Origin of the sequence: Aneurinibacillus sp. XH2, from assembly GCF_001439585.2 — a bacterium.
Classification (GTDB): domain Bacteria; phylum Bacillota; class Bacilli; order Aneurinibacillales; family Aneurinibacillaceae; genus Aneurinibacillus; species Aneurinibacillus thermoaerophilus.
The window spans coordinates 2709986-2732097 of the sequence record NZ_CP014140.1 but is presented as its reverse complement, the minus strand read 5'-3'; the positions used below and the strand labels follow the sequence as shown (position 1 = coordinate 2732097).

General features: G+C 46.4%; 21 protein-coding genes. 16 read left to right on the top strand and 5 right to left on the bottom strand.

The features are described 5' to 3' along the window. Window positions 1-76 precede the first annotated feature (76 nt). On the top strand, window positions 77-970 hold the full coding sequence (purU, locus tag ACH33_RS13505; protein WP_057899499.1) for a formyltetrahydrofolate deformylase: 894 nt from the start codon (window positions 77-79) through the stop codon (window positions 968-970). Between the two features lie 207 nt (window positions 971-1177). Here the strand turns inward: purU and thpR are convergent, their stop codons facing one another. Further along, complete coding sequence (thpR, locus tag ACH33_RS13500; RefSeq protein WP_057899498.1) at window positions 1178-1738, bottom strand: RNA 2',3'-cyclic phosphodiesterase; 561 nt, start codon at window positions 1736-1738, stop codon at window positions 1178-1180. A gap of 150 nt (window positions 1739-1888) precedes the next feature. Here thpR and ACH33_RS13495 point away from each other — a divergent pair, with 150 nt between their 5' ends. The 7 genes from ACH33_RS13495 to ACH33_RS13465 all read left to right on the top strand — a co-directional run bounded on the left by ACH33_RS13495 (window position 1889) and on the right by ACH33_RS13465 (window position 8150). Then, window positions 1889-2440 (top strand): DJ-1/PfpI family protein, encoded by a 552-nt coding sequence (locus ACH33_RS13495; RefSeq protein WP_057899497.1) that lies wholly within the window; start codon window positions 1889-1891, stop codon window positions 2438-2440. Window positions 2441-2506: 66 nt separating this feature from the next. Next, window positions 2507-3172: a Crp/Fnr family transcriptional regulator gene (locus ACH33_RS13490; protein ID WP_057899496.1), complete on the top strand. Its 666-nt coding sequence runs from the start codon at window positions 2507-2509 to the stop codon at window positions 3170-3172. A gap of 147 nt (window positions 3173-3319) precedes the next feature. Further along, window positions 3320-3994 carry a TerC family protein gene (locus tag ACH33_RS13485; protein WP_057899495.1) on the top strand — a complete coding sequence of 225 codons (675 nt, stop codon included), beginning with the start codon at window positions 3320-3322 and terminating at the stop codon, window positions 3992-3994. A gap of 97 nt (window positions 3995-4091) precedes the next feature. Next, entirely contained in the window at window positions 4092-4298 is a 207-nt protein-coding gene (locus tag ACH33_RS13480) for an alpha/beta-type small acid-soluble spore protein (RefSeq protein ID WP_057899494.1), read from the top strand. A 274-nt stretch (window positions 4299-4572) separates the two neighbouring features. Then, the gene (gene mbcS, locus ACH33_RS13475) at window positions 4573-6168 is read left to right on the top strand and encodes an acyl-CoA synthetase MbcS (RefSeq protein ID WP_057899493.1); all 1596 of its coding nucleotides are present in this window, start codon (window positions 4573-4575) and stop codon (window positions 6166-6168) included. 181 nt (window positions 6169-6349) lie between these two features. Continuing rightward, on the top strand, window positions 6350-7324 hold the full coding sequence (locus tag ACH33_RS13470) for a CoA transferase subunit A (protein WP_057899492.1): 975 nt from the start codon (window positions 6350-6352) through the stop codon (window positions 7322-7324). Between the two features lies 1 nt (window position 7325). Then, the gene (locus ACH33_RS13465) at window positions 7326-8150 is read left to right on the top strand and encodes a CoA-transferase subunit beta (RefSeq protein ID WP_057899491.1); all 825 of its coding nucleotides are present in this window, start codon (window positions 7326-7328) and stop codon (window positions 8148-8150) included. A 56-nt stretch (window positions 8151-8206) separates the two neighbouring features. On the opposite strand, the gene ACH33_RS13460 is transcribed toward ACH33_RS13465, so the two are convergent. Beyond that, a complete protein-coding gene (locus ACH33_RS13460; RefSeq protein WP_057899490.1) occupies window positions 8207-9160 on the bottom strand; it encodes an S-layer homology domain-containing protein in 954 nt (317 codons plus the stop codon). 150 nt (window positions 9161-9310) lie between these two features. Here ACH33_RS13460 and ACH33_RS13455 point away from each other — a divergent pair, with 150 nt between their 5' ends. After that, a complete protein-coding gene (locus ACH33_RS13455) occupies window positions 9311-9979 on the top strand; it encodes a DUF2953 domain-containing protein (RefSeq protein WP_057899489.1) in 669 nt (222 codons plus the stop codon). Beyond that, window positions 9952-10452, top strand: coding sequence for a GerW family sporulation protein (gene ytfJ, locus ACH33_RS13450; protein ID WP_057899488.1), 501 nt, complete (start codon window positions 9952-9954; stop codon window positions 10450-10452). Before ACH33_RS13455 ends, ytfJ begins: the two co-directional genes overlap by 28 nt. Window positions 10453-10509: 57 nt before the next feature. Here ytfJ and pyc read toward each other — a convergent pair whose 3' ends face one another. Then, the gene (pyc, locus tag ACH33_RS13445; RefSeq protein ID WP_057899487.1) at window positions 10510-13965 is read right to left on the bottom strand and encodes a pyruvate carboxylase; all 3456 of its coding nucleotides are present in this window, start codon (window positions 13963-13965) and stop codon (window positions 10510-10512) included. A gap of 190 nt (window positions 13966-14155) precedes the next feature. On the opposite strand from pyc, the gene ACH33_RS13440 reads away from it, so the two are divergent. The 4 genes from ACH33_RS13440 to ACH33_RS13425 all read left to right on the top strand — a co-directional run bounded on the left by ACH33_RS13440 (window position 14156) and on the right by ACH33_RS13425 (window position 18311). Then, a complete protein-coding gene (locus ACH33_RS13440; RefSeq protein WP_082706199.1) occupies window positions 14156-15097 on the top strand; it encodes an RluA family pseudouridine synthase in 942 nt (313 codons plus the stop codon). Window positions 15098-15371: 274 nt separating this feature from the next. Continuing rightward, a complete protein-coding gene (locus tag ACH33_RS13435; RefSeq protein ID WP_057899486.1) occupies window positions 15372-16442 on the top strand; it encodes an ABC transporter substrate-binding protein in 1071 nt (356 codons plus the stop codon). Window positions 16443-16570: 128 nt separating this feature from the next. Then, window positions 16571-17524 (top strand): ABC transporter permease, encoded by a 954-nt coding sequence (locus ACH33_RS13430; protein ID WP_057899485.1) that lies wholly within the window; start codon window positions 16571-16573, stop codon window positions 17522-17524. Then, window positions 17517-18311, top strand: coding sequence for an ABC transporter ATP-binding protein (locus tag ACH33_RS13425; protein WP_057899484.1), 795 nt, complete (start codon window positions 17517-17519; stop codon window positions 18309-18311). Before ACH33_RS13430 ends, ACH33_RS13425 begins: the two co-directional genes overlap by 8 nt. A 47-nt stretch (window positions 18312-18358) precedes the next feature. On the opposite strand, the gene ACH33_RS13420 is transcribed toward ACH33_RS13425, so the two are convergent. After that, window positions 18359-18835, bottom strand: a complete 477-nt coding sequence (locus ACH33_RS13420) for a DUF2062 domain-containing protein (protein ID WP_236781890.1) — start codon at window positions 18833-18835, stop codon at window positions 18359-18361. Window positions 18836-19022: 187 nt separating this feature from the next. On the opposite strand from ACH33_RS13420, the gene namA reads away from it, so the two are divergent. Next, window positions 19023-20042 (top strand): NADPH dehydrogenase NamA, encoded by a 1020-nt coding sequence (gene namA, locus ACH33_RS13415; RefSeq protein ID WP_057899482.1) that lies wholly within the window; start codon window positions 19023-19025, stop codon window positions 20040-20042. A 155-nt stretch (window positions 20043-20197) separates the two neighbouring features. Further along, window positions 20198-21241, top strand: a complete 1044-nt coding sequence (locus tag ACH33_RS20150; RefSeq protein WP_236781889.1) for a YkvA family protein — start codon at window positions 20198-20200, stop codon at window positions 21239-21241. A 129-nt stretch (window positions 21242-21370) separates the two neighbouring features. On the opposite strand, the gene ACH33_RS13405 is transcribed toward ACH33_RS20150, so the two are convergent. Next, window positions 21371-21868 (bottom strand): N-acetyltransferase, encoded by a 498-nt coding sequence (locus tag ACH33_RS13405; RefSeq protein ID WP_057899481.1) that lies wholly within the window; start codon window positions 21866-21868, stop codon window positions 21371-21373. Window positions 21869-22112: the final 244 nt, after the last annotated feature.

Sequence of the window (22112 nt, the reverse complement as noted above, 5' to 3'; positions counted from 1 at the left end):
CTTTGCCTAGCTTTTGGAATGATGTATAATAGTCAGAAAATAAAATTCATACATAAGTGGTGGAGGATAAACAGAGATGGTAGCACAGAAAGTAAAAACGATGTTCCAGGAGAAGTACAGAGGAGTGGGCCGGATATTGATTTCGTGTCCGGATCGGCCGGGGATTGTTGCGGCGGTTTCTAAGTTTTTACATGAAAATGGCGCCAATATTTTACAATCGGATCAGTATACGCAGGATCCGGAAGGCGGCATGTTTTTTATGCGAATTGAATTTTTTAAGGAAGGTCTTGAAGAAACGGTTGACGAGTTGCGCCGCGCGTTTACGACGGTGGCGGATCAATTTAGCATGAATTGGAAAATTACGCTGGCCAATCGTCCTAAAAAAATGGTGATCTTTGTATCTAAAGAGGATCATTGCTTGCGTGAATTGCTTTGGAATTGGCAGGCAGGCGATCTGAACGCTGAGATTACAATGGTAATCAGCAACCATGAAGATTCGCGGGAACTTGTTGAGTCGCTGGGGATTCCATATCACTATTTGCCGGTAACGCCAGAGACGAAGCCGGAAGTGGAGAAAAAACAGCGCGAATTAATGGAAGGAAACGTTGATTTCATCGTGCTGGCACGCTATATGCAGATTTTGTCTTCGTATTTGGTGGAGCATTTCCGCAATCGAATTATTAATATTCACCATTCCTTCTTGCCGGCATTTATCGGTGGCAAGCCGTATGATCAAGCGTACAAGCGCGGGGTAAAAATTATCGGCGCGACCGCGCATTATGTAACAGAAGAACTTGATGCAGGACCGATTATCGAGCAGGATGTAAGCCGCGTCAGCCATCGCGACAATGTGAACGACTTGAAGAAAGAAGGCCGTCACATCGAACGCATCGTTCTTGCCCGTGCCGTAAAATGGCACATCGAAGACCGTATTCTTGTAGATAAGAACAAGACTGTTGTATTTACATAAAAAACGGAATTGCCCCCGCATAGGGGGTTTTTTTTCGCGAGGCGTCTGCCAGACGTTGCTTTTTCCGTGTGGAGCGTGTGGCACGGAGGAAGAGAAAGATAGGCAACGTTTGCGCATTTTTCTCATTTTTGTATGCAGAGGCAATAAAACGCTCATAATAAATTCAGCAATAGGACTGGATGATACGGAAGGTTCCCTTTACTATTTTTATGATTGCATACCTGTTAAGGGATACGTTCCTAGTATGTGGTAAATCGGACCTTGCGGTGTCAGCGTGGAATGAAACAATGCAATTTCTTGCACAGTCCAAGCAATAGCTTGTACACAAGGCAGTTTTTCCATGGGAAGAGGAAAGGAAGCAGCATCTGGTTCGCGTGCTAAAGTAATGTGCGGGCGATAGCGCTTTTCTTCCTTATAAAGGCCGAGATGAGCCAAACGCGCCGCCAATGTTTTTTGCAAATCATATAACCCGGGGGTCTGTTCCTGCACCCCGGCCCAAAGTACGCGGGGCCAGGTTAGATTAGGGAATGCTCCAATTTTGGCTAGGCGCAAAGAAAAGGCTGGAGATGTGGTGGCTACGGCTTCCATTTCCTGCTGCACAAGTTCGGACTGTTGTCTGGAAAGCTCGCCGAGAAAATGCAGGGTCAAATGCATATGATGCGGCGTTTGCCATTTTCGGCATTTGACATTTCGTTTTAGTTCGCGTTGTAGTCGCAAAAGTTCTTGGATGGTTTCTTCATTAAATTGAATCGCGGTAAATAGTCTCATACAACCTCCTCCTTTTGTTCTATTTTATGCTTTTTTAGTAATAAGCGGGGAGAGGGAAGGAATTCCGCGTGCAGCGTCGAATCAATAAAATTATCAGGTAAATAAGGCATTGGTTTTGGAAATGCCATAAATATGATTTGAGGTGATTGTATGAGCAAGCGTGTACTAATCGTAACAGGGGATGCCGTTGAGGCACTAGAGGTGTTTTATCCGTATTATCGTTGCCTGGAAGAAGGCTTTGAAGTGACGATTGCTTCGCCTTCTGTAAAGAGATTGCAAACGGTAAGCCATGATTTTGTGGAAGGGATGGAGACATACGTCGAAAAACCGGCATATGGCTTAGAATCTCATGTGGCATTTGCCGATGTGGACCCGGCCGCATACGATGGGTTGATTATTCCGGGCGGACGAGCACCTGAATATATTCGTCTAAATGAGCACTTACCGCGAATTGTGCGCCACTTCTTTGAGGCCAATAAACCGGTAGGTGCCATTTGTCATGCGGCTCAAGTGCTTTCGGTTGTACCCGATTTAATGAAAGGAAGGGAATATACAGCCTACTCAGCTTGCAAGCCTGATGTCGTTGCTTGCGGTGCAACTTATATTGAAGAAACGCTACATACGCAAGGAAACCTTGTGTCTGGTCATGCTTGGCCGGATTTGCCAGGGTTCATGCGCGAGTTTATTAATTTGTTGCGTTAGGAAAGCCGGTGCCGCTTTTGGGGAGGCACCTTATTTTTCCTTAAGGATAGAAAAGAGGGGAAAATAGTGAAGGCTCAAGCTTTGTGCGATTTTCTTGGCACAGTTCCCCTATTCGCTTCACTTACGGAGCAGGAGCGGAAAGAAATTGCTGGCTTGATGTTGCATAAGAGAGTAAAGAAGCGCGACATCCTGTTTTATGAAGGCAAGTCTTGTACCGCCATTTATCTGCTGAAACAAGGCACGGTCAAAGTCTATAAGATAACTGAAGATGGCAGGGAACAAATCGTGAATGTACTGCATACAGGCGATATGTTTCCACACGTTGGCGTGTTTGGGGGAGGAGTGTACCCAGCGACGGCGGAAGCGCTTGAAGATGCTTCTCTTTATTTTATTAATGTGAAAGAATTGACAGCACTTTTGACTAGCAATCCGTCTCTTTGTCTTCGTTTGTTGCAAGTGTTGGAGGCTAAGATTCTTGAGTTACAGCGGCGCCTTTCTGATGTTCTCAGCAGGGACATGAAGGAAAAAATTATAAATACCTTATTGTCACTGGCAAGGTCAAAGGGCAAGGAAGAAGCGGGTGGTTATTCGCTGGAGATGGAGCTAACCCACCAGGATTTGGCTGATATGGTGGGAACGACCCGGGAAACGGTTAGCCGTATTATTAGTCAATTGAAAAAAGACGGGTTCATCGAATTTAATGTGCACCGCATTTGGATTAGGCATTCTTAGGCAAAAGGAGCCGGATGCGGTGAGAAAAGGGCAAATAAAGAAAGCAAATCTTAAATAGGTTCTCCTTTCACATCATTACCTACTTTCGTGGCATAGCCTGTCTGTCTGCCGAATATATTGGGTGCTAGAAGGTGGTGGACAGGAGTTATGGATGTCTCGTTTTGGATAAGGTTTGTTAATATTATTATTATCGATATTGTACTGAGTGGAGACAATGCGGTTGTTATCGGTATGGCAAGCAGGAAACTGCCGCCCCCTCAACGGAAAAAAGCAGTTATTTTTGGGACGGCTGGCGCGGTGGGGCTGCGCATTGTTCTGACGGCTCTTGCCACCTGGGTGCTGCTGATTCCATATCTGAAGGCAATTGGGGGCGTTGTGCTCGCTTGGATTGCATTTAAATTGCTGATTGGTGATGGAGAAGAAACTTCCGATATCAAAGCAGGACATACATTATTTACCGCCGTGCAGACGATTATTATAGCCGATTTTGTTATGAGCCTGGACAACGTGCTGGCGGTTGGAGGGGCTGCACATGGTGACTTTATGCTGTTACTATTTGGTTTGGGGCTGAGCATTCCGTTACTCATGGTCGGTAGTAACGCTGTGGCTGCTTTGATGGATCAGGTTCCGTTATTGATTTATATCGGCGCCGGGATTCTTAGCTATACGGCGGGTACGATGATTATATCAGAAGAAGCGGTACAGCACCGTATCGCTCCTGTATATTATTATTTGGATTGGCTGTTTCCTTTGTTGTTGACTGCTGTCATACTCGGGTTAGGGATCTGGTGGCGGAAGCGGCTGTATCAGTCAATTATTTGATGTGTTGTGTGCTCCAACATTTACCTTTCTTTCAACTGTATGCAACCTCCTTTGTGGTGACATTCTATAGATACACCACACAAGGAGGTGAAACAACATGGCACAAAACAACAATCGTAGCTCTAACAATCTGGTTGTGCCTCAAGCTCAAAACGCTCTGGACCAAATGAAGTATGAAATCGCTTCTGAGTTCGGCGTAACGCTTGGACCGGATACAACCGCTCGTCAAAACGGTTCTGTAGGTGGCGAGATTACGAAGCGTCTTGTTCAAATGGCTGAACAACAGCTTGGCGGCCGTGCATAACTTTCATAATTGGCTTAAAGGGTCGGCGAAAATTCGCCGACCTTCTTTATTTCTGGAAGAAGGACGGGTGGGGAGTGCCTGGGGGCTTTCTTTATTTTTTGGATGCGAACTTATATCTAAATTTTGAATACCACATTTTTTCTAATAATTTAGGAAAATAAAGAAGGAAAATAACAAAAAAGATAGAATAATTAACTTACGGTAAACGTTTTCAAAGGAAGTAAGAATGTTTACCACTCTTACAAAAGTAAACAAAATTTGGAGGAGATGGAGAATGGCCGAATTACAGTTGCATGCACCCGAGTACTATAACATGGTGAATGACATCGAGCGGCATGCGAAAGACCCGAGTAAGCTGGCATTGCTGTGGGAGAATGAAGAAGGGAAGACAAAACAATTTACGTATTCTGAATTATGTCGACTTTCCAATCGGTTGGCGAATGGATTGGTAGAGTTAGGCATTAGTAAGGGCGATAAAGTCATGATTATTCTTCCACGTATTGAGCATGCGTATATTAGCTATATGGCGGTGCTAAAAATTGGCGCTATCGTGCTTCCGAGCTCGGAAATGCTAATGCCGAAAGACATTCTCTACCGTGCGACGCACGCTGGCGTTAAAGCGGTAATCGCCTATCACGAACTTACGGAACGCATTGATGAAGTGCGTTCAGATTGCCGCACGATGGATACGTTTATTGTGTGCGGTGGCGAGAGAGAAGGATGGATTTCTTTTGATAAAGTGATTGAGGGTCAGAGCGAAGAATTCAAGGTTGAAAATACGCGTGCGGACGATATTGCATTTTTAAACTATACCTCAGGCACCACCGGTAATCCGAAAGGAGTTATTCACACTCATAGCTGGGCGTATGCCCATCAAGCGATTGCGGCTAAGCTATGGCTTGATGTTCAGGAAAACGATGTTGTCTGGGCAACAGCCAGTCCTGGTTGGGCAAAGTGGAATTGGAGTCCGTTTATTTCCGTACTCGGTTCCGGTGCGGCAGGGTTTGTGTATATGGGCAGGTTTGAACCGAAGAAATATCTCTCCTTGCTTGAGAAATACAAAGTAAACGTATTGTGCTGCACGCCGACTGAGTATCGCATTATGGCAAAGGAAGAAGGACTTGAAAAGTATAACTTAGAGCATCTTCGCAGCACGGTCAGCGCGGGTGAACCGCTAAACCGCGAAGTGATTGACACATTTAAAAAATATTTTAATGTTACGGTGCGTGACGGCTACGGTCAAACCGAAAACACGTTGCTTATTGGGACGCTGAAGGGAATGGAAGTCAAACCTGGCTCCATGGGTAAGCCAACTCCTGGAAACCGGATTGCGATTATTGATGAGGAAGGTAACCCAGTGCCGTGCGGACAGGTGGGCGATATTGCAGTGCATCGCAGTGTGCCGGCATTGTTCAAAGGCTATCTCAATGATCCGGAGCGTACGGCGGCCGCATTTCGTGGCGAATGGTACCTGACAGGCGACCAGGCAAGAGAAGATGAAGACGGTTACTACTGGTTTGAAGGTCGTTCCGATGATATTATTATTAGCTCCGGTTATACGATTGGACCATTTGAGGTGGAAGACGCGCTGGTGAAACATTCGGCCGTAAAAGAGTGCGCGGTTGTCGCAAGCCCGGATCCGGTGCGCGGCAGCATCGTAAAAGCATTCGTGATTTTGCGTGACCCGAACGCCGCTTCTGATGCTCTTGTGAAAGAGTTGCAAGAGCATGTGAAGAGCGTGACTGCCCCGTACAAATATCCACGGGAAATCGAGTTTGTATCCGACCTGCCGAAGACAACATCCGGCAAAATCCGCCGTGTTGAACTGCGTCAGGCGGAGAAAGCACGCAAAGCTGCTCAGACGCAATAATAACAACAATCTTCGGGCTAAGGCTCGAAGATTGTTTGTGTTAAAAGGAGGCAAGCGTTCGTTCATAAAGATAAATAGTTGACGAAAAAACAAAAACATGCATCATAGACATTTTTCTGAATTTATTTAAAAATAATAATTGAAAACATATAAATAAATAGGAGTGAAGGAGGAGCCAAACATGGTGGATAAGCGCTGTTCTTTACAGGAAGCGATACAAATGATTAATGACAACGATATGATTACTTTTAGTGGCTTCGTTATCTGGCGTCGTCCCATGGCTGCCGTTTATGAGATGTTGCGTCAGGAAAAAAAGGGCCTACACCTTGTGGAAGTTAATTCTGGCACCCACGCGGAAGTACTTGTGGGGGCAGGAGCGGTTTCTATCTGGGAGTCGTGCTGGATTGGACATGAACTATACGGAAAAATCCCATATTGTCTTGACCGAAAACTGAAAGAGCGCTCAGTCATAGTGGAAGATTATAGTCACCAGCATATGCTGTACCGGATGACTGCGGGTGCGATGGGCATTCCTTATCTGCCGACCTGGGCGTCGCGTGGTACCGATATTTTAAATCCGGAATACGATATGCTGGAAAAAGCGGGCTTACGCGATGGTTCTAACGAAAAAATTCCAGCGAAAAAATTCGATTTTGCGCAGGATCCATTTTACAACGAGGGAGAACTTATCCATGTGCCTGCTGTACAGCCGCACGTTTGCATTGTGCATGCTCAACAGGTGGGAGAAGAAGGAACCATTAGGATTTCCGGGCAGACGTACTCGGACGAGCAGGCCATTAAAGCGTCCGATTTAGTGATTGTACTGGCGGAAGAAATCGTGCCTGAATCATATTTGCGCGAAGAGCCGGAACGCAATTTGATTCCAGGTTATTTAGTGGATGCGATTGTAGAACTTCCATGGAGCGCGCATCCGACAGGAGCGTACGGTTATTATGACGCAGACGGCGCTTTTATTCGCGAATTCGCAGCCGCTTCAAAAACGGATGAAGGATTCAAAGCATGGGCTGACGAATGGGTGTTTGGTGTAAGAAGCCATGCAGAATATCTGAATAAGTTAGGGGTATCACGTCTGGAAAAGCTGCGGGCGAATTCGTACCGGAAATATAGCACAAAAGTGAAACGGGGGGAACGGTAAGATGACGCACAAAACGTACGCAAAACTTGGCGAATATTCAATCATAGACATGTTGGCGGTAGCGGCGGCTCGCGAGGTAAAGGACGAAGAAGTTGTATTCGCTGGTACTGGGCTGCCAATGTTAGCGATTATGCTGGCCCAACGGCTAAATGCGCCAAATTGCAAGCTTATTTATGAAGCGGGTACGATAGATTCCAGAAGTGATTCACTGCCGTCATCCGTAGGTGATCCGCGTTGTGTGACGAAGGCTGCAGTCGCCTCCGGTCTATTTGATGTATTTAACCAATTGCAAAGAGGAAAAATCGATCTTGCGTATCTCGGCGGAGCGGAAATTGACAAATATGGCAATGTAAATACTACGGTTGTTGGCGATTATACAAATCCTACTATGCGTTTTCCTGGCAGTGGGGGCAACCCGGATATCAACTCGCTCGCCAAACGTACCGTATTTATTATGGTACAGGAAAAACGCCGTTTTAAAGAACGAGTAGACTATATCACATCCCCAGGTTGGATGGTGAAGAAATGGCCGGAAGGAACGCTGGTACCCCGTAGGCAGGTATATGGCAAAAAGTTTTTGGGCGGTCCGAGCGCAGTGATTACCAATATGGCGGTATTTCGTTTTAACGAGGAAACGGGAATGATGTATGTGGATACGATCCACCCGGGCGTTTCACAGGAGCAATTGCAGGAGAACACAGGTTTTGAATTGGACTTTTCTCGTTGCAAAGGGGAAACGGAACCACCGACGTATGAAGAGTTACGCATTCTTTACGAAGCTGTGGATCCGGAAGGCATTTTTCTTACGCCACAAAGGAAAAAATAAATAAGCAGTTTAACCAAAAACGGAGCGGGAGTAATGTGTCACGCTCCGTTTTGGCGTTATACGTTGAACCTTGTTATTTCTCGTCCGTTAACACGGACAATGATAGTTTTGATATTGCTTTCTTTTACCACGATGGTACGGGTCTGTTTAAATCCGGAGACAGAAGAGCTATCGTCCAGTTTTACTTGATCTACATCAATATTAATTTGCTGCCCGGAACGGGTTACGACAATAATTTGTCCGTTATATCCTGCACTGGGCAGATCGTATGTAAATGTAATGTATAGATTGCCGTTTTTATAGTACGCGTCCTGAATGGTGGTCAACCGAGAGCCTGAACGTACGCCGACGTCTTCGTACGGAACAATTTGACCGAAACGGTAAATGACGTAAGCGGCTTCACCCCGGGTAAGGGTGGCGCGTGGAGCGAATTTACCGTTATCGCGCCCGGAGATGAGGTTAATTTTATCGGCGATGACGACATCGGCTCTATATCCCGGAGCAATATCCTTTGCATCTTTGAAAGGAATACGACTTGTATTAATGTGGGAAGATAAGTCTTGTTTGTAGAGATAGCGGTATGCATTTACGAGATAGTGCGCCATTTCCTGGCGTGTAATGTTTCGCCCGCCGCGAAAACTTCCCCTGTTGTCTATGATGTTGGCTTTGCACAGGCGAACCAATTCGTCCGCGTAATAATCGGAAGCCTTCACATCTGTAAAATAGTTTTTTACTTCGTGTCTGTATCCTGTTGTTTTCAGATCGTTTTTAAGAATTTTTGCCAGCATGACTACAAATTGTCCGCGGGTCAAAGGGCGATCCGGGGCAAATGTGTGATTGTTTATGCCGCTAATGACCCCTTGACTGGTGAGGGAAAGAATTTGCGCTTCGGCCCAGTGTCCATTTACGTCCGAAAACGGAGCAGCGGCTGCCGCAGAACCCCCTCCCGCAAGCAGACTACCTACAGCAACAGCTGCGCTGGCAGCAAGTATGATCCAGTTTTTCTTCATTATTTCGTCACCGTCTTCTGTAATCTCTTCTATTGTTTTGACTCATTTTTTGTGCAAAAGTTGCTAAAAAATAATACAAGCACAAGCACCGATAGTTGTATGAGGAAAGGAAAATCAGCCCATACTACCTGTGGAAAGGTGGAGCGGACTATGGGCTGGCTTGTTTTTTTAAGCGGTATAGCAATTTTTATATTGTTGATTTGGTTTATGTCTGTCCGAATTAAAATCGTATATGAACGTACAAACGAGAATGACCGAATTGATATTGAAATATCGGTGCTTAAAAGGTTGTTGAAATATCGCTTTACAGTGAATCAGCTTCAGATCCGAAGCATTTCTGAAGGGATCAAAGTTTCGGAAAGAGTGGAGGTCGGGCAGCAAGCTCCGAAACGGGCAAAGAAAACATGGATTACACCGCGTACCATTCAGGTGTGGCAGTGGAAATTTGCGCGTTTGCTGCGGAATGTATACGATTTGAACCAGATTTTGCGCCGAACGTTAGAGAATGTTCGGGGCGAGGAATTAATATGGAAAACAAATATTGGGCTCGGAGAAGCGTCGGCTACCGGTGCGGTTGTTGGTGTGGTTTGGACGGTAAAAAGTGCGCTGATAGCGCTTCTTTCCCATTATATTTCTTTGCGCGCCAGACCGCGGTTGTACGTCATTCCAGATTTTCAGCGCGAAATGTTGGATATTTACTTGCTTTGCATACTCCGGTTGCGAATCGGACATGCTATCATTGCGGTTATCCGAATTATGATAAATTATATCCGGAAAGGACGTGAACGTGTATGGGAGAACATCCGATTCAAGGCTTGATGAAAACGGCGATGGAAAATATTAAAGAAATGGTAGATGTTAATACCATTATTGGAGATCCGGTGGAAACACCGGATGGAAGTGTAATTATTCCTGTCTCTAAGGTGGGATTCGGATTTGCGGCTGGAGGTAGCGAGTTTGAGACACAACAGGAAACCAGTGAAAGTGGACGTCGAAGTTATGAGAGCGATGTGACGCGTCAGCATGGAAACAGTGGAAAAAAAGGAGAGCTTCCATTCGGGGGAGGAAGCGGTGGTGGAATTTCCATTACTCCTGTAGCATTTCTGGTTGTCGGAAAACAAGGGATTCGTTCTATCACGCTGCAAGGACAGGCCCATCTTTATGAGCGAATGATGGATTTGGCGCCAGCTGTTGTGGAAAAAATTCAAGGAATGATTCGGAATAAGGATTCGGAAAAAAAGTGCAATAGCGGTGATAAAAGCGGCAATGAAATTATGGAGGAATTGCATTAAAGAAAAAAGAGCAAAAAGAGCACGTGACAGTGCTCTTTTTTGTAGGAGAAAACTTTTTTATTTTTTAACAATGACGAGCAGCAAATCGCCCGTTTCGATCGAATCGCCTTCTTTAACATGGATCTCTTTGACTACGCCATCGAACGGTGCCTGCATGGTCGTTTCCATCTTCATTGCTTCGGTGACGATGACATGTTCACCTTTTTTCACTTTGTCGCCTTGCTCCACCATGATTTTCAGCACTTTGCCTGGCATGGAAGCGCCGATTTGTCCTAGTTCGGACGGATCAGCCTTGGCACGCTGGACTGTGGTCACTTTTGCCGATGCGTCGCGCACATTAATTTCGCGCGGCTGGCCGTTTAACTCGTAGTAGATGGTACGCATACCGTCCGGTCTGACTTCTCCGATGGATACAAGCTTCACTATCAGCGTTTTTCCTTGTTCAATGTCGACGGCGATTTCTTCACCCAGGCGTAGACCATAGAAGAAGGTTGGTGTATCCAGCACAGACACGTCACCGAATTCTTGCTGGCGTTTTTGCATATCAAGGAAGACTTGCGGATACATCACGTACGACATTAAATCATAGTCGGTTACCGAGCGCTCCAGCTTTTCTTCCAGCATCGCTCTAATCTCGTCAAAATCAGCGGATGGCAGCAATTCGCCTGGACGGGTGGTGAAAGCTTCGCGGCCTTTCAGGATGATGCGCTGCAACTCCTCGGGAAATCCGCCGTACGGCTGGCCGAGATAACCCTGGAAGAACGTAATGACTGATTCAGGAAAGTCAATGGTTTCGCCTTTTTCGTATACATTCTGTTCGTTCAGGTTGTTTTGCACCATGAACAATGCCATATCGCCCACTACTTTGGAAGACGGCGTTACCTTGACGATATCCCCGAACATACGGTTGACCGTGGCGTACATCTCTTTCACTTCGCCCCAGCGGTCGCCAAGCCCGACGGCTTTCGCCTGTTGTTCCAGATTGGTGTACTGACCGCCCGGCATTTCATGCTTGTATACTTCGGCGTTGCTTGCTTTCATCTCCGTTTCAAATCCAACATAGTACTTGCGTACATCTTCCCAGTAATCGGCGAGCTTCTGATAGTTTTCGTGACAAAGACCAGGCGTCCGCTCATGGTGTTCGAGCGCGTATGCAATGGCGTTCAGGCTCGGCTGTGAGGTTAGACCGGACATGGAACTTAGCGCCACATCGACAATGTCGACACCGGCTTCGGAGGCTTTCAGCAGCATCGCGCCCGCGTTGCCGCTAGTATCATGCGTATGCAGGTGAATCGGAATGCCGATTTCTTGTTTCAACGCTTTGATCAATTCGTACGCGGCATATGGTTTCAGAAGACCAGCCATATCTTTAATTGCCAGGATGTGAGCCCCGGCTTTTTCCAGTTCTTTTGCTAGATTCACGTAGTACTTCAGATTATATTTATCACGTTTCGGGTTCAAAATATCGCCGGTATAGCAAATGGCCGCTTCCGCGATTTTGCCTGTTTCGCGCACCGTTTCGATCGCCAGGCGCATCCCTTCCACCCAGTTGAGACTGTCGAAAATGCGGAACACGTCAATGCCGGCACGTGCCGCAGTTTCAATAAACTTCTGGATAACGTTGTCCGGATAGTTCGTGTAGCCAACAGCGTTGGCACCGCGGAACAGCATCTGGAACAGAAGATTCGGGATTTTTTCACGCAGTTTGAGTAAACGTTCCCATGGATCCTCATTCAAAAAGCGCATGCTCGTATCAAACGTCGCGCCACCCCACATTTCCAGCGAGAACAAATCGGGCGCAAGCTTGCCGGTCGCTTCGGCGATTTGTAGCAAGTCGTATGTGCGGACACGGGTTGCGAGCAGCGACTGGTGCGCATCACGAAACGTCGTATCAGTGAGCAGCAGTTTTTTCTGTTGCTGAATCCATTTCACTACGCCTTCCGGTCCGTGCTCGTCCAGAATTTGTTTGGTGCCTACTGGGTATTCCTGCCAATATGAAGTTTCCGGGATACGCGCTTTCGGAAATGTTGGTTTTTTGTCCATCTTCGCCAAGCCTGGGTGCCCGTTGACAATCGTCTGGCCGATATAGGTAAGCAGCTTGGTGCCGCGGTCTTTTCGTTTTGGAAACTCGAACAATTCCGGCTTCGTATCAATAAAAGAGGTGTCGTATGTGCCGCGCAGGAAATCCGGGTGTTGCATGACGTTTTCTAAGAACGGGATGTTAGTCTTTACCCCGCGAATCCGGAATTCCTTGAGCGTGCGCAGCATTTTTCGCGCAGCGCGTTCAAATGTGAGCGCATGTGTCGACACTTTCACGAGCAGAGAATCGTAGTATGGTGTGATGGTGGCGCCAGGCGCGCCGATTCCTGCGTCCAGACGAACGCCGAACCCGCTGGCCGAACGGTATGCGAGCAGGCGGCCAGTATCCGGTAGAAAGTTGTTTTCCGGATCTTCTGTTGTCACACGCGATTGAATGGCGTACCCACGCATTTGTACGCTCGACTGAGATGGAATGCCGACTTCCGGATCTTCTAACGCATATCCTTCCGCGATGCGGATTTGCGATTGCACGATATCAATTCCGGTGATCATCTCTGTAATCGTGTGCTCGACTTGAATGCGCGGATTCACTTCGATAAAATAGAAATTCCCATCGGGTGTGACCAGAAATTCGACCGTACCGGCATTGATGTAACGGGACGTCTTGGCCAAGCGCAGGGCTGCATTGCAGATGTCTTCCCGCTGTCGCTCAGTCAAGGACAGGCTTGGGGCGACTTCGACCACCTTTTGGTGCCGGCGCTGGATGGAACAGTCGCGCTCGAACAGGTGGACGGCGTGCCCATACCGGTCAGCCAAGATCTGTACTTCGATATGTTTCGGGTGTTCAAGATATTTTTCAAGATAAACAGCCGGGTTGCCGAACGCGGACTTCGCTTCGGAACGGGCGCGGTCGAGGGCGCTTTGCAGTTCATCCTGCTTGCGAACGATGCGCATGCCGCGACCGCCGCCCCCGGACGACGCTTTGATGATAATGGGATAGCCATGCTCTTTGACGAAACGAAGCGCTTCTTCGAGCGTGCGTACTGGTTCCGGGGTGCCGGGGATGACCGGAATGCCAGCTTCGATCGCCATTTGGCGGGCGGTCACTTTATCGCCGAACATGCGGATGTGTTCAGATGTCGGACCAATGAACGTGATGCCTTCTTCTTCACAACGTCGGGCGAATTGTTCGTTTTCCGACAGGAAGCCGTAACCGGGATGAATGGCATCGACGTCATGGCGTTTGGCGATTTCGATGATGCCCTCAATGTCCAGATAGGCTTCGATTGGGCCTTTGCCTTCTCCGATGACATACGCTTCGTCAGCTTTAAAACGATGCAGAGCAATATTGTCTTGCTCGGAATACACGGCAACTGTGCGAATGCCAAGCTCCGTGCAGGCTCGGAAAATTCGGATGGCAATCTCGCCGCGGTTGGCCACCAGTACTTTTTTGAACGTTTTGATCTGAGCCATTCAATCTCCCTCTCCTACATTGAAATTTTTATTTTTCTTAAAGTAAAAAGCTATGTTAAATTTGATAACTATAATTAATAATAACACATGAATGAATATTCAAACACATGAAAACACCAAAATGGATAATTTTCTTGCAAAGCAGAAAAAGCGGAAACGATTATGAGGTGAGGCTTGGAGGATGAAAGAAATGAATGAGAACCATGACATACAACAAGTGATTCGGTTTACTGTACCGTGGAAAGCAGATAGAGGAGAACAGGAAAAAAGAAACGTGCGCAGCTTTTTGCGCGAAGAACACGGCATCTCCCGCAGTTTGCTCGTCGAACTGAAGCGCGCCAAAGGGATTCGCTTGAACGGTGTTCCAACCTATCTAGATCATCCGCTTGCTCCGGGGGACACGGTAGAACTATATTTACCTGAAGAAAAATCTGAAAATGTTGAGCCTGAGCCGATCCCATTTTTCATTATTTATGAAGACGATTATATTCTTGTGGTGGATAAAGCGCCGAATCTTTGCGTACATCCAACGATGCTTCATCCGAATGGCACGTTGGCGAATGGTGTAGTCTACCATTGGCAGCGGCAGGGAATTTCACGTAAATTCCGCCCGGTTAATCGTCTTGATAAAGACACATCAGGTCTTGTGCTAATCGCGAAAAATCAATATTCACACCAGCAGCTAGCTGCCGTGCAGCGCGCGGGAGGCATTATCCGCTACTATGAAGCTTTCGTGCATGGACAAGTGAGGGAGGATACAGGGACAATTGACGCTCCAATCCGGCGCAAAGCAGATTCGCTGATGGAGCGAATCGTGCATGAGGATGGACAGTGGGCGCGTACCCATTATACAGTGCTAGGAAGGTACGCAACATTTACTCACTTACGTTTGAAATTGGATACGGGTCGCACGCATCAAATTCGTGTTCATATGAGTTATATGGGACATCCATTGCTTGGTGATGATTTATACGGTGGAGAAAGGATGCTAATTGGTCGCCAGGCGCTGCATGCTCGCATGTTGTCCTTTCCGCATCCGCGCGATAAAAGGATGCTATCGTTTGAGGCTCCGTTGCCGGACGATATGGCAACGTTGCTTGTTGCCGCCCACAACAAGCTATCGTTTCGTTAAGTCTATGAGCGGATATTGTTTTTATCCTTCATTAATATGATGAATAGGATAAAGAAAGGAGCTATTATTGGTTTGTTTATCAAGTAATAGCTCTTTTTTTGCTTTTTTCATTAGACGCGTTAAAGCAGAAAATTCAAGTAATTTAATCTGATTCTTTTAAAAAAAAAGAATATTTCGCTTAATTTTTTGCTTTAAAGTAAAATAGATCGTGTTATAATGAATATATTAAATTTTTATAATAAAGAAAAAAATTAAAGATGTAGGGGGAATGTGTATGGTGAGAAAAAGGCGATGGCTGGCATTGCTTTTTGTGACGATGCTAGTGTTGCTGAGCGCTTGCGGAGGACAAAGCGTTAACCAGCAAGCAGAAGAAACAGAGAAGAAAGCCGGGACGGAAGCTGGAGCGAGCGCCGATAAGAAATTCAAAATAGGTGTTTCACAGTATGTTGAGCATCCGGCATTGGATGCGGCGCGGGAAGGTTTCATTAAAGCGTTGAAAGATAACGGTTTAGAAGAAGGAAAGAACCTGGAAATTGATTATCAAAACGCGCAGGCTGATCAGACAAATGTCAATACGATCGCACAAACATTTGCCGCTGATAAAAAAGATTTGATTCTTGCCATCGCGACGCCGAATGCGCAGGCGATGTTGCAAAACATAAAAGATACGCCGATTCTTTTTACAGCTGTTTCCGATCCGTTAAGCGCCAAGCTGGTGGATAATCTCGAGAAGCCGGGCAAAAATATCACCGGTTTTTCTGACACGCCGCCGGATGTAATTCCGAACACAATGAAAGCCATTAAAGATTTCTTCCCGCAGGCGAAAAAAGTTGGCATTATCTATAATAGCGGAGAAGCGAATTCCGTGGCGAACGTGAAAGTGGCAAAGGAAGAGTTGGGCAAACTTCAGCTTACCCCGGTGGAAGCTACCGCGACCAATACGAGTGAAATAAAGCAGGCAGCAGAGTCGCTTGTGGGTAAGGTGGATGCCATATATGTACCGCAGGATAACACCGCGGTGGCGGCACTGAAATCAATCGTGAGCGTTGCGAATAAAAACGACATTCCCCTATTTGTGGGAGAACTTGAATCCGTGCGCAATGGGGGTTTTGCTGGCGTCGGATTTGAGTATTCCGATATCGGATACGAAACCGGCTTGATGGCGGTTAAAATCTTGAAAGAAGGAGCAAAGCCGGGAGATTTGCCTGTTGGCTACCCAAGCAAGTTGAATCTTGTGTTTAACAAAGAAGCGGCAAAAGAACAGGGAATCGATTTTGAGAAACTGCCGAAAGAAGCAATGGATAAGTGGAAGCCAGAAATGCTTGAAAAAACAGAAGCAAAATAATGCGACCGCATGAAAGCAGGTCCTCCGGTGAAAGGAATCGATGAGCCGGTTCCTTTCCGGAAACCGCATCCCGTGCGTAACGATAATAAAGAATGATAAAAGAGGAGCAGGTGTGAAAGGAGGACGTCATGAACGTAGCAGCGTTATTAGGATCGATTGAGTCAGGCTTTATTTTTGCTATTATGGCGCTTGGCGTATACTTGACGTTTCGGATTTTGGATTTTCCTGATCTGACGGTGGATGGGAGTTTCGCCACCGGGGGCGCAATCGGCGCGACGATGATAACGGCGGGATTTGCCCCGTTTTTGTCCACGGTATCTGCCGTGGCTGCTGGTTTGCTTGTTGGCGCAATGACTGGAATTTTACATACGAAGGGAAAAATCAACGCCCTTCTGTCAGGAATTCTTTCGATGATTGCGTTGTACTCTATCAATTTGCGTATTATGGGCAAAACGAATGTGCCTTTGCTCGGCGAAGAAACGCTGTTGACCCAAATCAAGGACGCGCTCTCTATACTGGGAGATTATGGACAACTGTTTGCTGTTGCAGTGATCGCTCTCATTATTAAGTTTATTAACGATTGGTTTCTGCATACGGAAGTAGGTCTTGCCATCCGCGCGACAGGCAACAACCAGCGCATGATTCGAAGCTTTTCTGCGAACACGGATAGCATGATCATCATCGGATTAAGTCTCTCCAATGGGATGGTGGCGCTCGCCGGAGCGCTGTACGCCCAGTATCAGGGATTCGCCGACGTATCGATGGGAATCGGGATGATTATTATTGGCCTTGCGTCCGTTATTATTGGAGAAGCGATTTTTGGTAACCGCACCATTGTCTGGGCTACATTTGCGGTTATTGGGGGAGCGATTATTTACCGGATGGTTGTGGCGCTGGCGATGCAAATTGGTCTCGACCCGTCTGATATGAAGTTGATGATGTCTTTAATCGTTATTATTGCACTTATCATGCCGCGCATATCTGCAAATTATAAGGAACGTAAGCGCCGTGCTGCGCGTGCGAAAAACCATGGCCAGCGGCCGGCAGTGCTTGAAGGAGGCGAGGTGAAGAAGCATGCTTAAGTTAAAGGATCTCTATGTTGTGTTTAATGAAGGGACCGTTGATGAAAAAGTGGCGCTGAACTATGTCAATCTTCACCTAAAGCCAGGTGACTTTGTGACGATTATTGGCAGTAATGGTGCGGGAAAATCCACGCTAATGAACATTATCTCAGGCGTGTTAAAACCGGATTACGGCACGGTAGAGATCGATGCAGTAGATGTTACTCATCTTCCGGAATATAAACGGGCGCCGATGATTGGCCGCGTATTCCAAGACCCGATGGCCGGTACAGCCCCTTCGATGACGATCGAAGAGAATCTAGCACTGGCGTATGCGCGTGACAAACGCCGCACGTTGCGCAAAGGGGTGACAGCCAAACGGCGCGATGAGTTCCGGACTTACCTGGAGACGCTTCATCTTGGACTTGAAAACCGGTTGAGTGCGAAAGTCGGGCTATTGTCTGGTGGGGAGCGTCAGGCGCTGAGCTTGCTCATGGCAACGTTTACAAAGCCGAAAGTGCTTTTGCTTGACGAGCATACGGCGGCGCTTGATCCCGCTCGTGCGCAGCGAATTACCGAATTAACAGAAGAAATTGTGACCAGGCAGAAGCTAACAACACTAATGGTTACGCATAATATGCAGCAGGCGCTCGATTTGGGAAATCGGCTGATTATGATGGACAAAGGCTCCATTATTCTTGATGTTCCGTCAGAGGAGAAGAAAAATTTGACAGTCGAACGATTGCTGGCTGAATTTCAGCGTTTGTGCGGCGAAAAGTTTGCCAGTGATAGGGCGATACTTGCTTAGTGGTTCGCATAACGTAATAAAAAATCCCCGATAAATCCGGGGATTTTTTATTTGACGTCTTTTTCAAGTTGCAGAGCAAGGCGCCGACCTTGCCGTTTCTTTCGATATAATTGGAGCGCGTAGAACACCAGAACATAGCAAATGATCGCGACGATCGAACCGTTAGCGGCGCTGCCGACAAAAAATGCAATTCCTTTTTCTTTTATAAATTGCCAAAGCATCATAAAACCCATATGGCTCATTTGTTCGCTTACGTCCTGCCCAAATTTGTTTCCGACCAACAGATTGCCTACGCTCATATTAAGCACGAAAAACAGCGGCAAAATGAATTTACCCATCACGAACCCGATAAGCGAAGCAGCGAAATTGCCGCGAATTAACAAGTTAAGCGGATAAAGGAGCAAGAATGCTGAGCCAAGTGTTGGCAGCGTGATAAACTCGATGAAAATACCGAGCGAAAAGCTGCGGGCCACAATCGAAGGCGCTCCTTTGGAGCGAAGCAATTTTAAATATTGATATCTCATTTTCCGGTAAAGTTTTTTTAGCATAGAGATTCTCCGTTTCTTATGCAAAATGCTTAGCCGATCATTAGGGTATTATGTATTATTATAGCGAAAAAACACATGGAATGTTAGTATTTCTTTGATTTTTATAGTATCATTTATAATGTAAGAAGGCGTATATGTTGATAAATAAAGGAGGCGTGAGACATTGTCAATTTTTACTCCATTCACACAAAAAAATGTAACATTGCGTAATCGTATTGTTATGTCACCAATGTGCATGTATACGGCAGGTGATGACGGTAAAGCGACCGATTGGCATTATGTACATTACGGTACGCGTGCGGTCGGTGGGGTTGGCCTGGTGATGCTGGAGGCAACGGCGGTAGAGAGCAGAGGCCGCATTAGCCATCAGGATCTTGGAATTTGGAGTGATGAGCATATCAAACCGTTGCGCCGAATTGTACACTTCGTGAAGGCGCAGGGAGCAGCGGCTGCGATTCAATTGGCGCACGCCGGACGCAAAGCGCAGGTGAAAGATGCGATTGTGGCGCCGAGCGCAGTTCCGTTTGACGAGAATTCGCCTGTGCCGCAAGAACTGAGCGAAGAAGAAATTGAAAAAGTGTTAGACGCCTGGCGGCAGGCGGCCCGGCGCGCGCGTGAGGCGGGATTTGACATTGTGGAAATTCACGGCGCGCACGGTTATTTAATTAATGAATTTTTGTCACCGCTTGCCAACAAACGGACTGATCGTTATGGTGGAAGTTTGGAGGGACGTTTTCTTTTCTTGAAGCGGGTGATCGAAGCGGTAAAGCAGGAGTGGCCGGAGGAAAATCCGCTTTATTTGCGTATTTCGGCGGTTGATCACGTGGAGGGCGGATTAACGATTGAAGACAGTATCAAAATCGCCGGAATGGCTAAAGAAGCAGGTGTTGATCTGATCGATTGCTCGTCTGGCGCCATCCTACCTGTTGTACCAAAGAAAATTTTTCCGGGTTATCAAGTATCATACGCGGAAGCAATCCGTAAACAAGCCGGCATCGCGACAGGGTGCGTTGGATTGATCGATGATCCTTCGCTGGCTAATGAAATTATTGGCAACGAAAGGGCGGATCTTGTTTTTTTGGGACGTGTGCTCTTACGTAATCCGTATTGGGTATTGCAAGCCGCGAAACAACGGAACCGTGAATATGAAGGGCCGCGTCAGTACGAGCGAGGGTTTAAATAAATGAGCTGGGAAAAAACATTCCGGATAAAAGTCGGAATGTTTTTTTTGTAGGGTGGCACCTGCTTTTTTCTTCATGAAACTGCCGCGTTCCATTGTCCGTATAGAAGGGTAAGATAATGTATAGCAGCGAATCCAGAAAAGGAGTCGAGAGACGAATGAAGATAAACGAACAAATCCTTAATGCTGTAGTAGTGCCACGGCTTAATCAACTCCTGTCAAACATGTATATAAACTCGTTTCATTCGTATGAAGGATACGCAGTTGTAAATGCTCAGGTACGGACAAGAGGGGAGTGGCTTCCTGTCCTGTATACGCTTAAACTCGATGCGTTCCGTTTTGATCTATCCGGCCGGTATGTGTCATTTATTTATACAGAAGATGTACAAAGAGAAAAAGTATCACTTACGCAAAAGCTGTCGCACGAAACGGAAATGTTTCTGGCCAAGAACGTAACGGGTAAAACATTATTAATGAACGCGTTGGGAAACAAACGGGAGGTTCACGTTTCGGATAATCGGGTTACTATCCAACTGGCCCCATTGGTAAACATGTATCCGGTATTGCAGGATATTAAGGTGGACAAACTGATTTTTGAAGAAGGGGTGCTTCATCTGGAAATCACAGTACCGCCGGAACTTGCACCTGAGGCTTTGGAATTCGACTGGATGAAATCGATGGAAGAAGTGGAGCCATCTTCTGAGAGCGGAGAAACGGAAGTTCATACAGGTGGTGAATTGATCGTACTGAATCGTGAGCATGAACGATATTACGATCAGTTACGCGGAAGAATTGAAAAATATATGCGTGAAAAAATCGGGGATACCCGGGCGGAAAAAATCGCACCGTACTTGCTGCTTGCTCCAGATTTATTCGTTTTGCTTGCCCGGCTGGCCAAAGATAGACGCGTGCCGCTGCGCTCGAAATCGATCGCGTTGGCCGCGCTTGTGTACTTTATGTCACCGCTTGATATTATTCCGGAATTTATCGCTGGCCCCGGTGGTTTTATTGACGATATTATTTTCGCTGTTCTGGCGCTGAACAAAATGTTGGTAGATGTGGACGAAGAGATTATTCACGAACACTGGAACGGAGATAAAAACGTTGTCGGTATTATTCGTGATGTACTAAGCAAAGCCGATTCGCTCGTCGGCAAAAGCCGATTTGAAATGATAAAAAACGTGTTGAAAAAGCGAAAATAGAAGAAAGATATCATGGGACAGGAAACGGAGGATGGAAAGTGAGAATAAGGGAAGAAAAGGGGCTTACCTCCTTCCCTTATTGTTTTTATGCCAGAGCTTGTTTTGGGAACATCATTTCATGCTTCGCTCTCATTTTACCCCGACCGGTGTGGGAGCAAGTTCTCTTATCATCGCAATCTCATCGCAGCTTGGAAATTTTGAGCAATTAATGCAGTCTTTCCATACTTTGTGTGGCAGTGTTTCTTTTTTTACGACGTAAAACTTACACTTCTCAAAGAACTCCTGCTGATATGTCAATGACATGACACGACGGAGACCAAGTTCTCTCGCTTCATCTATGAGATGGTTCACCAATTTCTTTCCAAGACCTTTTCCTTTTGCTTTTTCTGAAATGGCGAGCGAGCGTACTTCAGCTAAATCTTCCCACAGAATGTGAAGACCGCCCACACCCACAACTTCACCTGGTTCGCCAACTTCCCCTATATCGTCAATGACAACGGAAAAGCAATGCAACGTTTCACAGAGTGATAGCTTTGAACGGGGCAGCATTAGCCCTTGCTGTGCGTACTCGTTAATTAAAGCCATCATCCCGTCAAGGTCTTGTATTTTTGCCTTTCGGATTAACATAGCTATCCCTCCATGAGAATATTGTGTATATGTAATTAAGAATATGTATAATTATCGAATTTATAATAATAAATATACACTCTTGTCTTTGATATGTCTAGGATGTAAATTGGATAAAATGTATTTTTATAAGAATGGACAAGGTGGTTTTGATATGGTGGCGCTTAACAGTGAAGAATCGTGGGAAAGAAATATTCTGGTCTTATAGAAACAAAACCGTAGGAAAAATGGGCAAAAGACTAAA

What these genes read in the sequence shown, in the direction of transcription:
- ACH33_RS13465 (WP_057899491.1), top strand. Translation starts at nt 7,326, where the DNA reads ATGACGCACAAAACGTACGCAAAACTTGGCGAATATTCAATCATAGAC.
- ACH33_RS13495 (WP_057899497.1), top strand. Translation starts at nt 1,889, where the DNA reads ATGAGCAAGCGTGTACTAATCGTAACAGGGGATGCCGTTGAGGCACTA.
- ACH33_RS13455 (WP_057899489.1), top strand. Translation starts at nt 9,311, where the DNA reads ATGGGCTGGCTTGTTTTTTTAAGCGGTATAGCAATTTTTATATTGTTG.
- thpR (WP_057899498.1), bottom strand. Translation starts at nt 1,738, where the DNA reads ATGAGACTATTTACCGCGATTCAATTTAATGAAGAAACCATCCAAGAA.
- ACH33_RS13485 (WP_057899495.1), top strand. Translation starts at nt 3,320, where the DNA reads ATGGATGTCTCGTTTTGGATAAGGTTTGTTAATATTATTATTATCGAT.
- ACH33_RS13470 (WP_057899492.1), top strand. Translation starts at nt 6,350, where the DNA reads ATGGTGGATAAGCGCTGTTCTTTACAGGAAGCGATACAAATGATTAAT.
- ACH33_RS20150 (WP_236781889.1), top strand. Translation starts at nt 20,198, where the DNA reads ATGAAGATAAACGAACAAATCCTTAATGCTGTAGTAGTGCCACGGCTT.
- ACH33_RS13460 (WP_057899490.1), bottom strand. Translation starts at nt 9,160, where the DNA reads ATGAAGAAAAACTGGATCATACTTGCTGCCAGCGCAGCTGTTGCTGTA.
- pyc (WP_057899487.1), bottom strand. Translation starts at nt 13,965, where the DNA reads ATGGCTCAGATCAAAACGTTCAAAAAAGTACTGGTGGCCAACCGCGGC.
- ACH33_RS13440 (WP_082706199.1), top strand. Translation starts at nt 14,156, where the DNA reads ATGAATGAGAACCATGACATACAACAAGTGATTCGGTTTACTGTACCG.
- ACH33_RS13435 (WP_057899486.1), top strand. Translation starts at nt 15,372, where the DNA reads ATGGTGAGAAAAAGGCGATGGCTGGCATTGCTTTTTGTGACGATGCTA.
- ACH33_RS13425 (WP_057899484.1), top strand. Translation starts at nt 17,517, where the DNA reads ATGCTTAAGTTAAAGGATCTCTATGTTGTGTTTAATGAAGGGACCGTT.
- ACH33_RS13480 (WP_057899494.1), top strand. Translation starts at nt 4,092, where the DNA reads ATGGCACAAAACAACAATCGTAGCTCTAACAATCTGGTTGTGCCTCAA.
- purU (WP_057899499.1), top strand. Translation starts at nt 77, where the DNA reads ATGGTAGCACAGAAAGTAAAAACGATGTTCCAGGAGAAGTACAGAGGA.
- ACH33_RS13430 (WP_057899485.1), top strand. Translation starts at nt 16,571, where the DNA reads ATGAACGTAGCAGCGTTATTAGGATCGATTGAGTCAGGCTTTATTTTT.
- ACH33_RS13405 (WP_057899481.1), bottom strand. Translation starts at nt 21,868, where the DNA reads ATGTTAATCCGAAAGGCAAAAATACAAGACCTTGACGGGATGATGGCT.
- ytfJ (WP_057899488.1), top strand. Translation starts at nt 9,952, where the DNA reads ATGGGAGAACATCCGATTCAAGGCTTGATGAAAACGGCGATGGAAAAT.
- mbcS (WP_057899493.1), top strand. Translation starts at nt 4,573, where the DNA reads ATGGCCGAATTACAGTTGCATGCACCCGAGTACTATAACATGGTGAAT.
- ACH33_RS13420 (WP_236781890.1), bottom strand. Translation starts at nt 18,835, where the DNA reads ATGAGATATCAATATTTAAAATTGCTTCGCTCCAAAGGAGCGCCTTCG.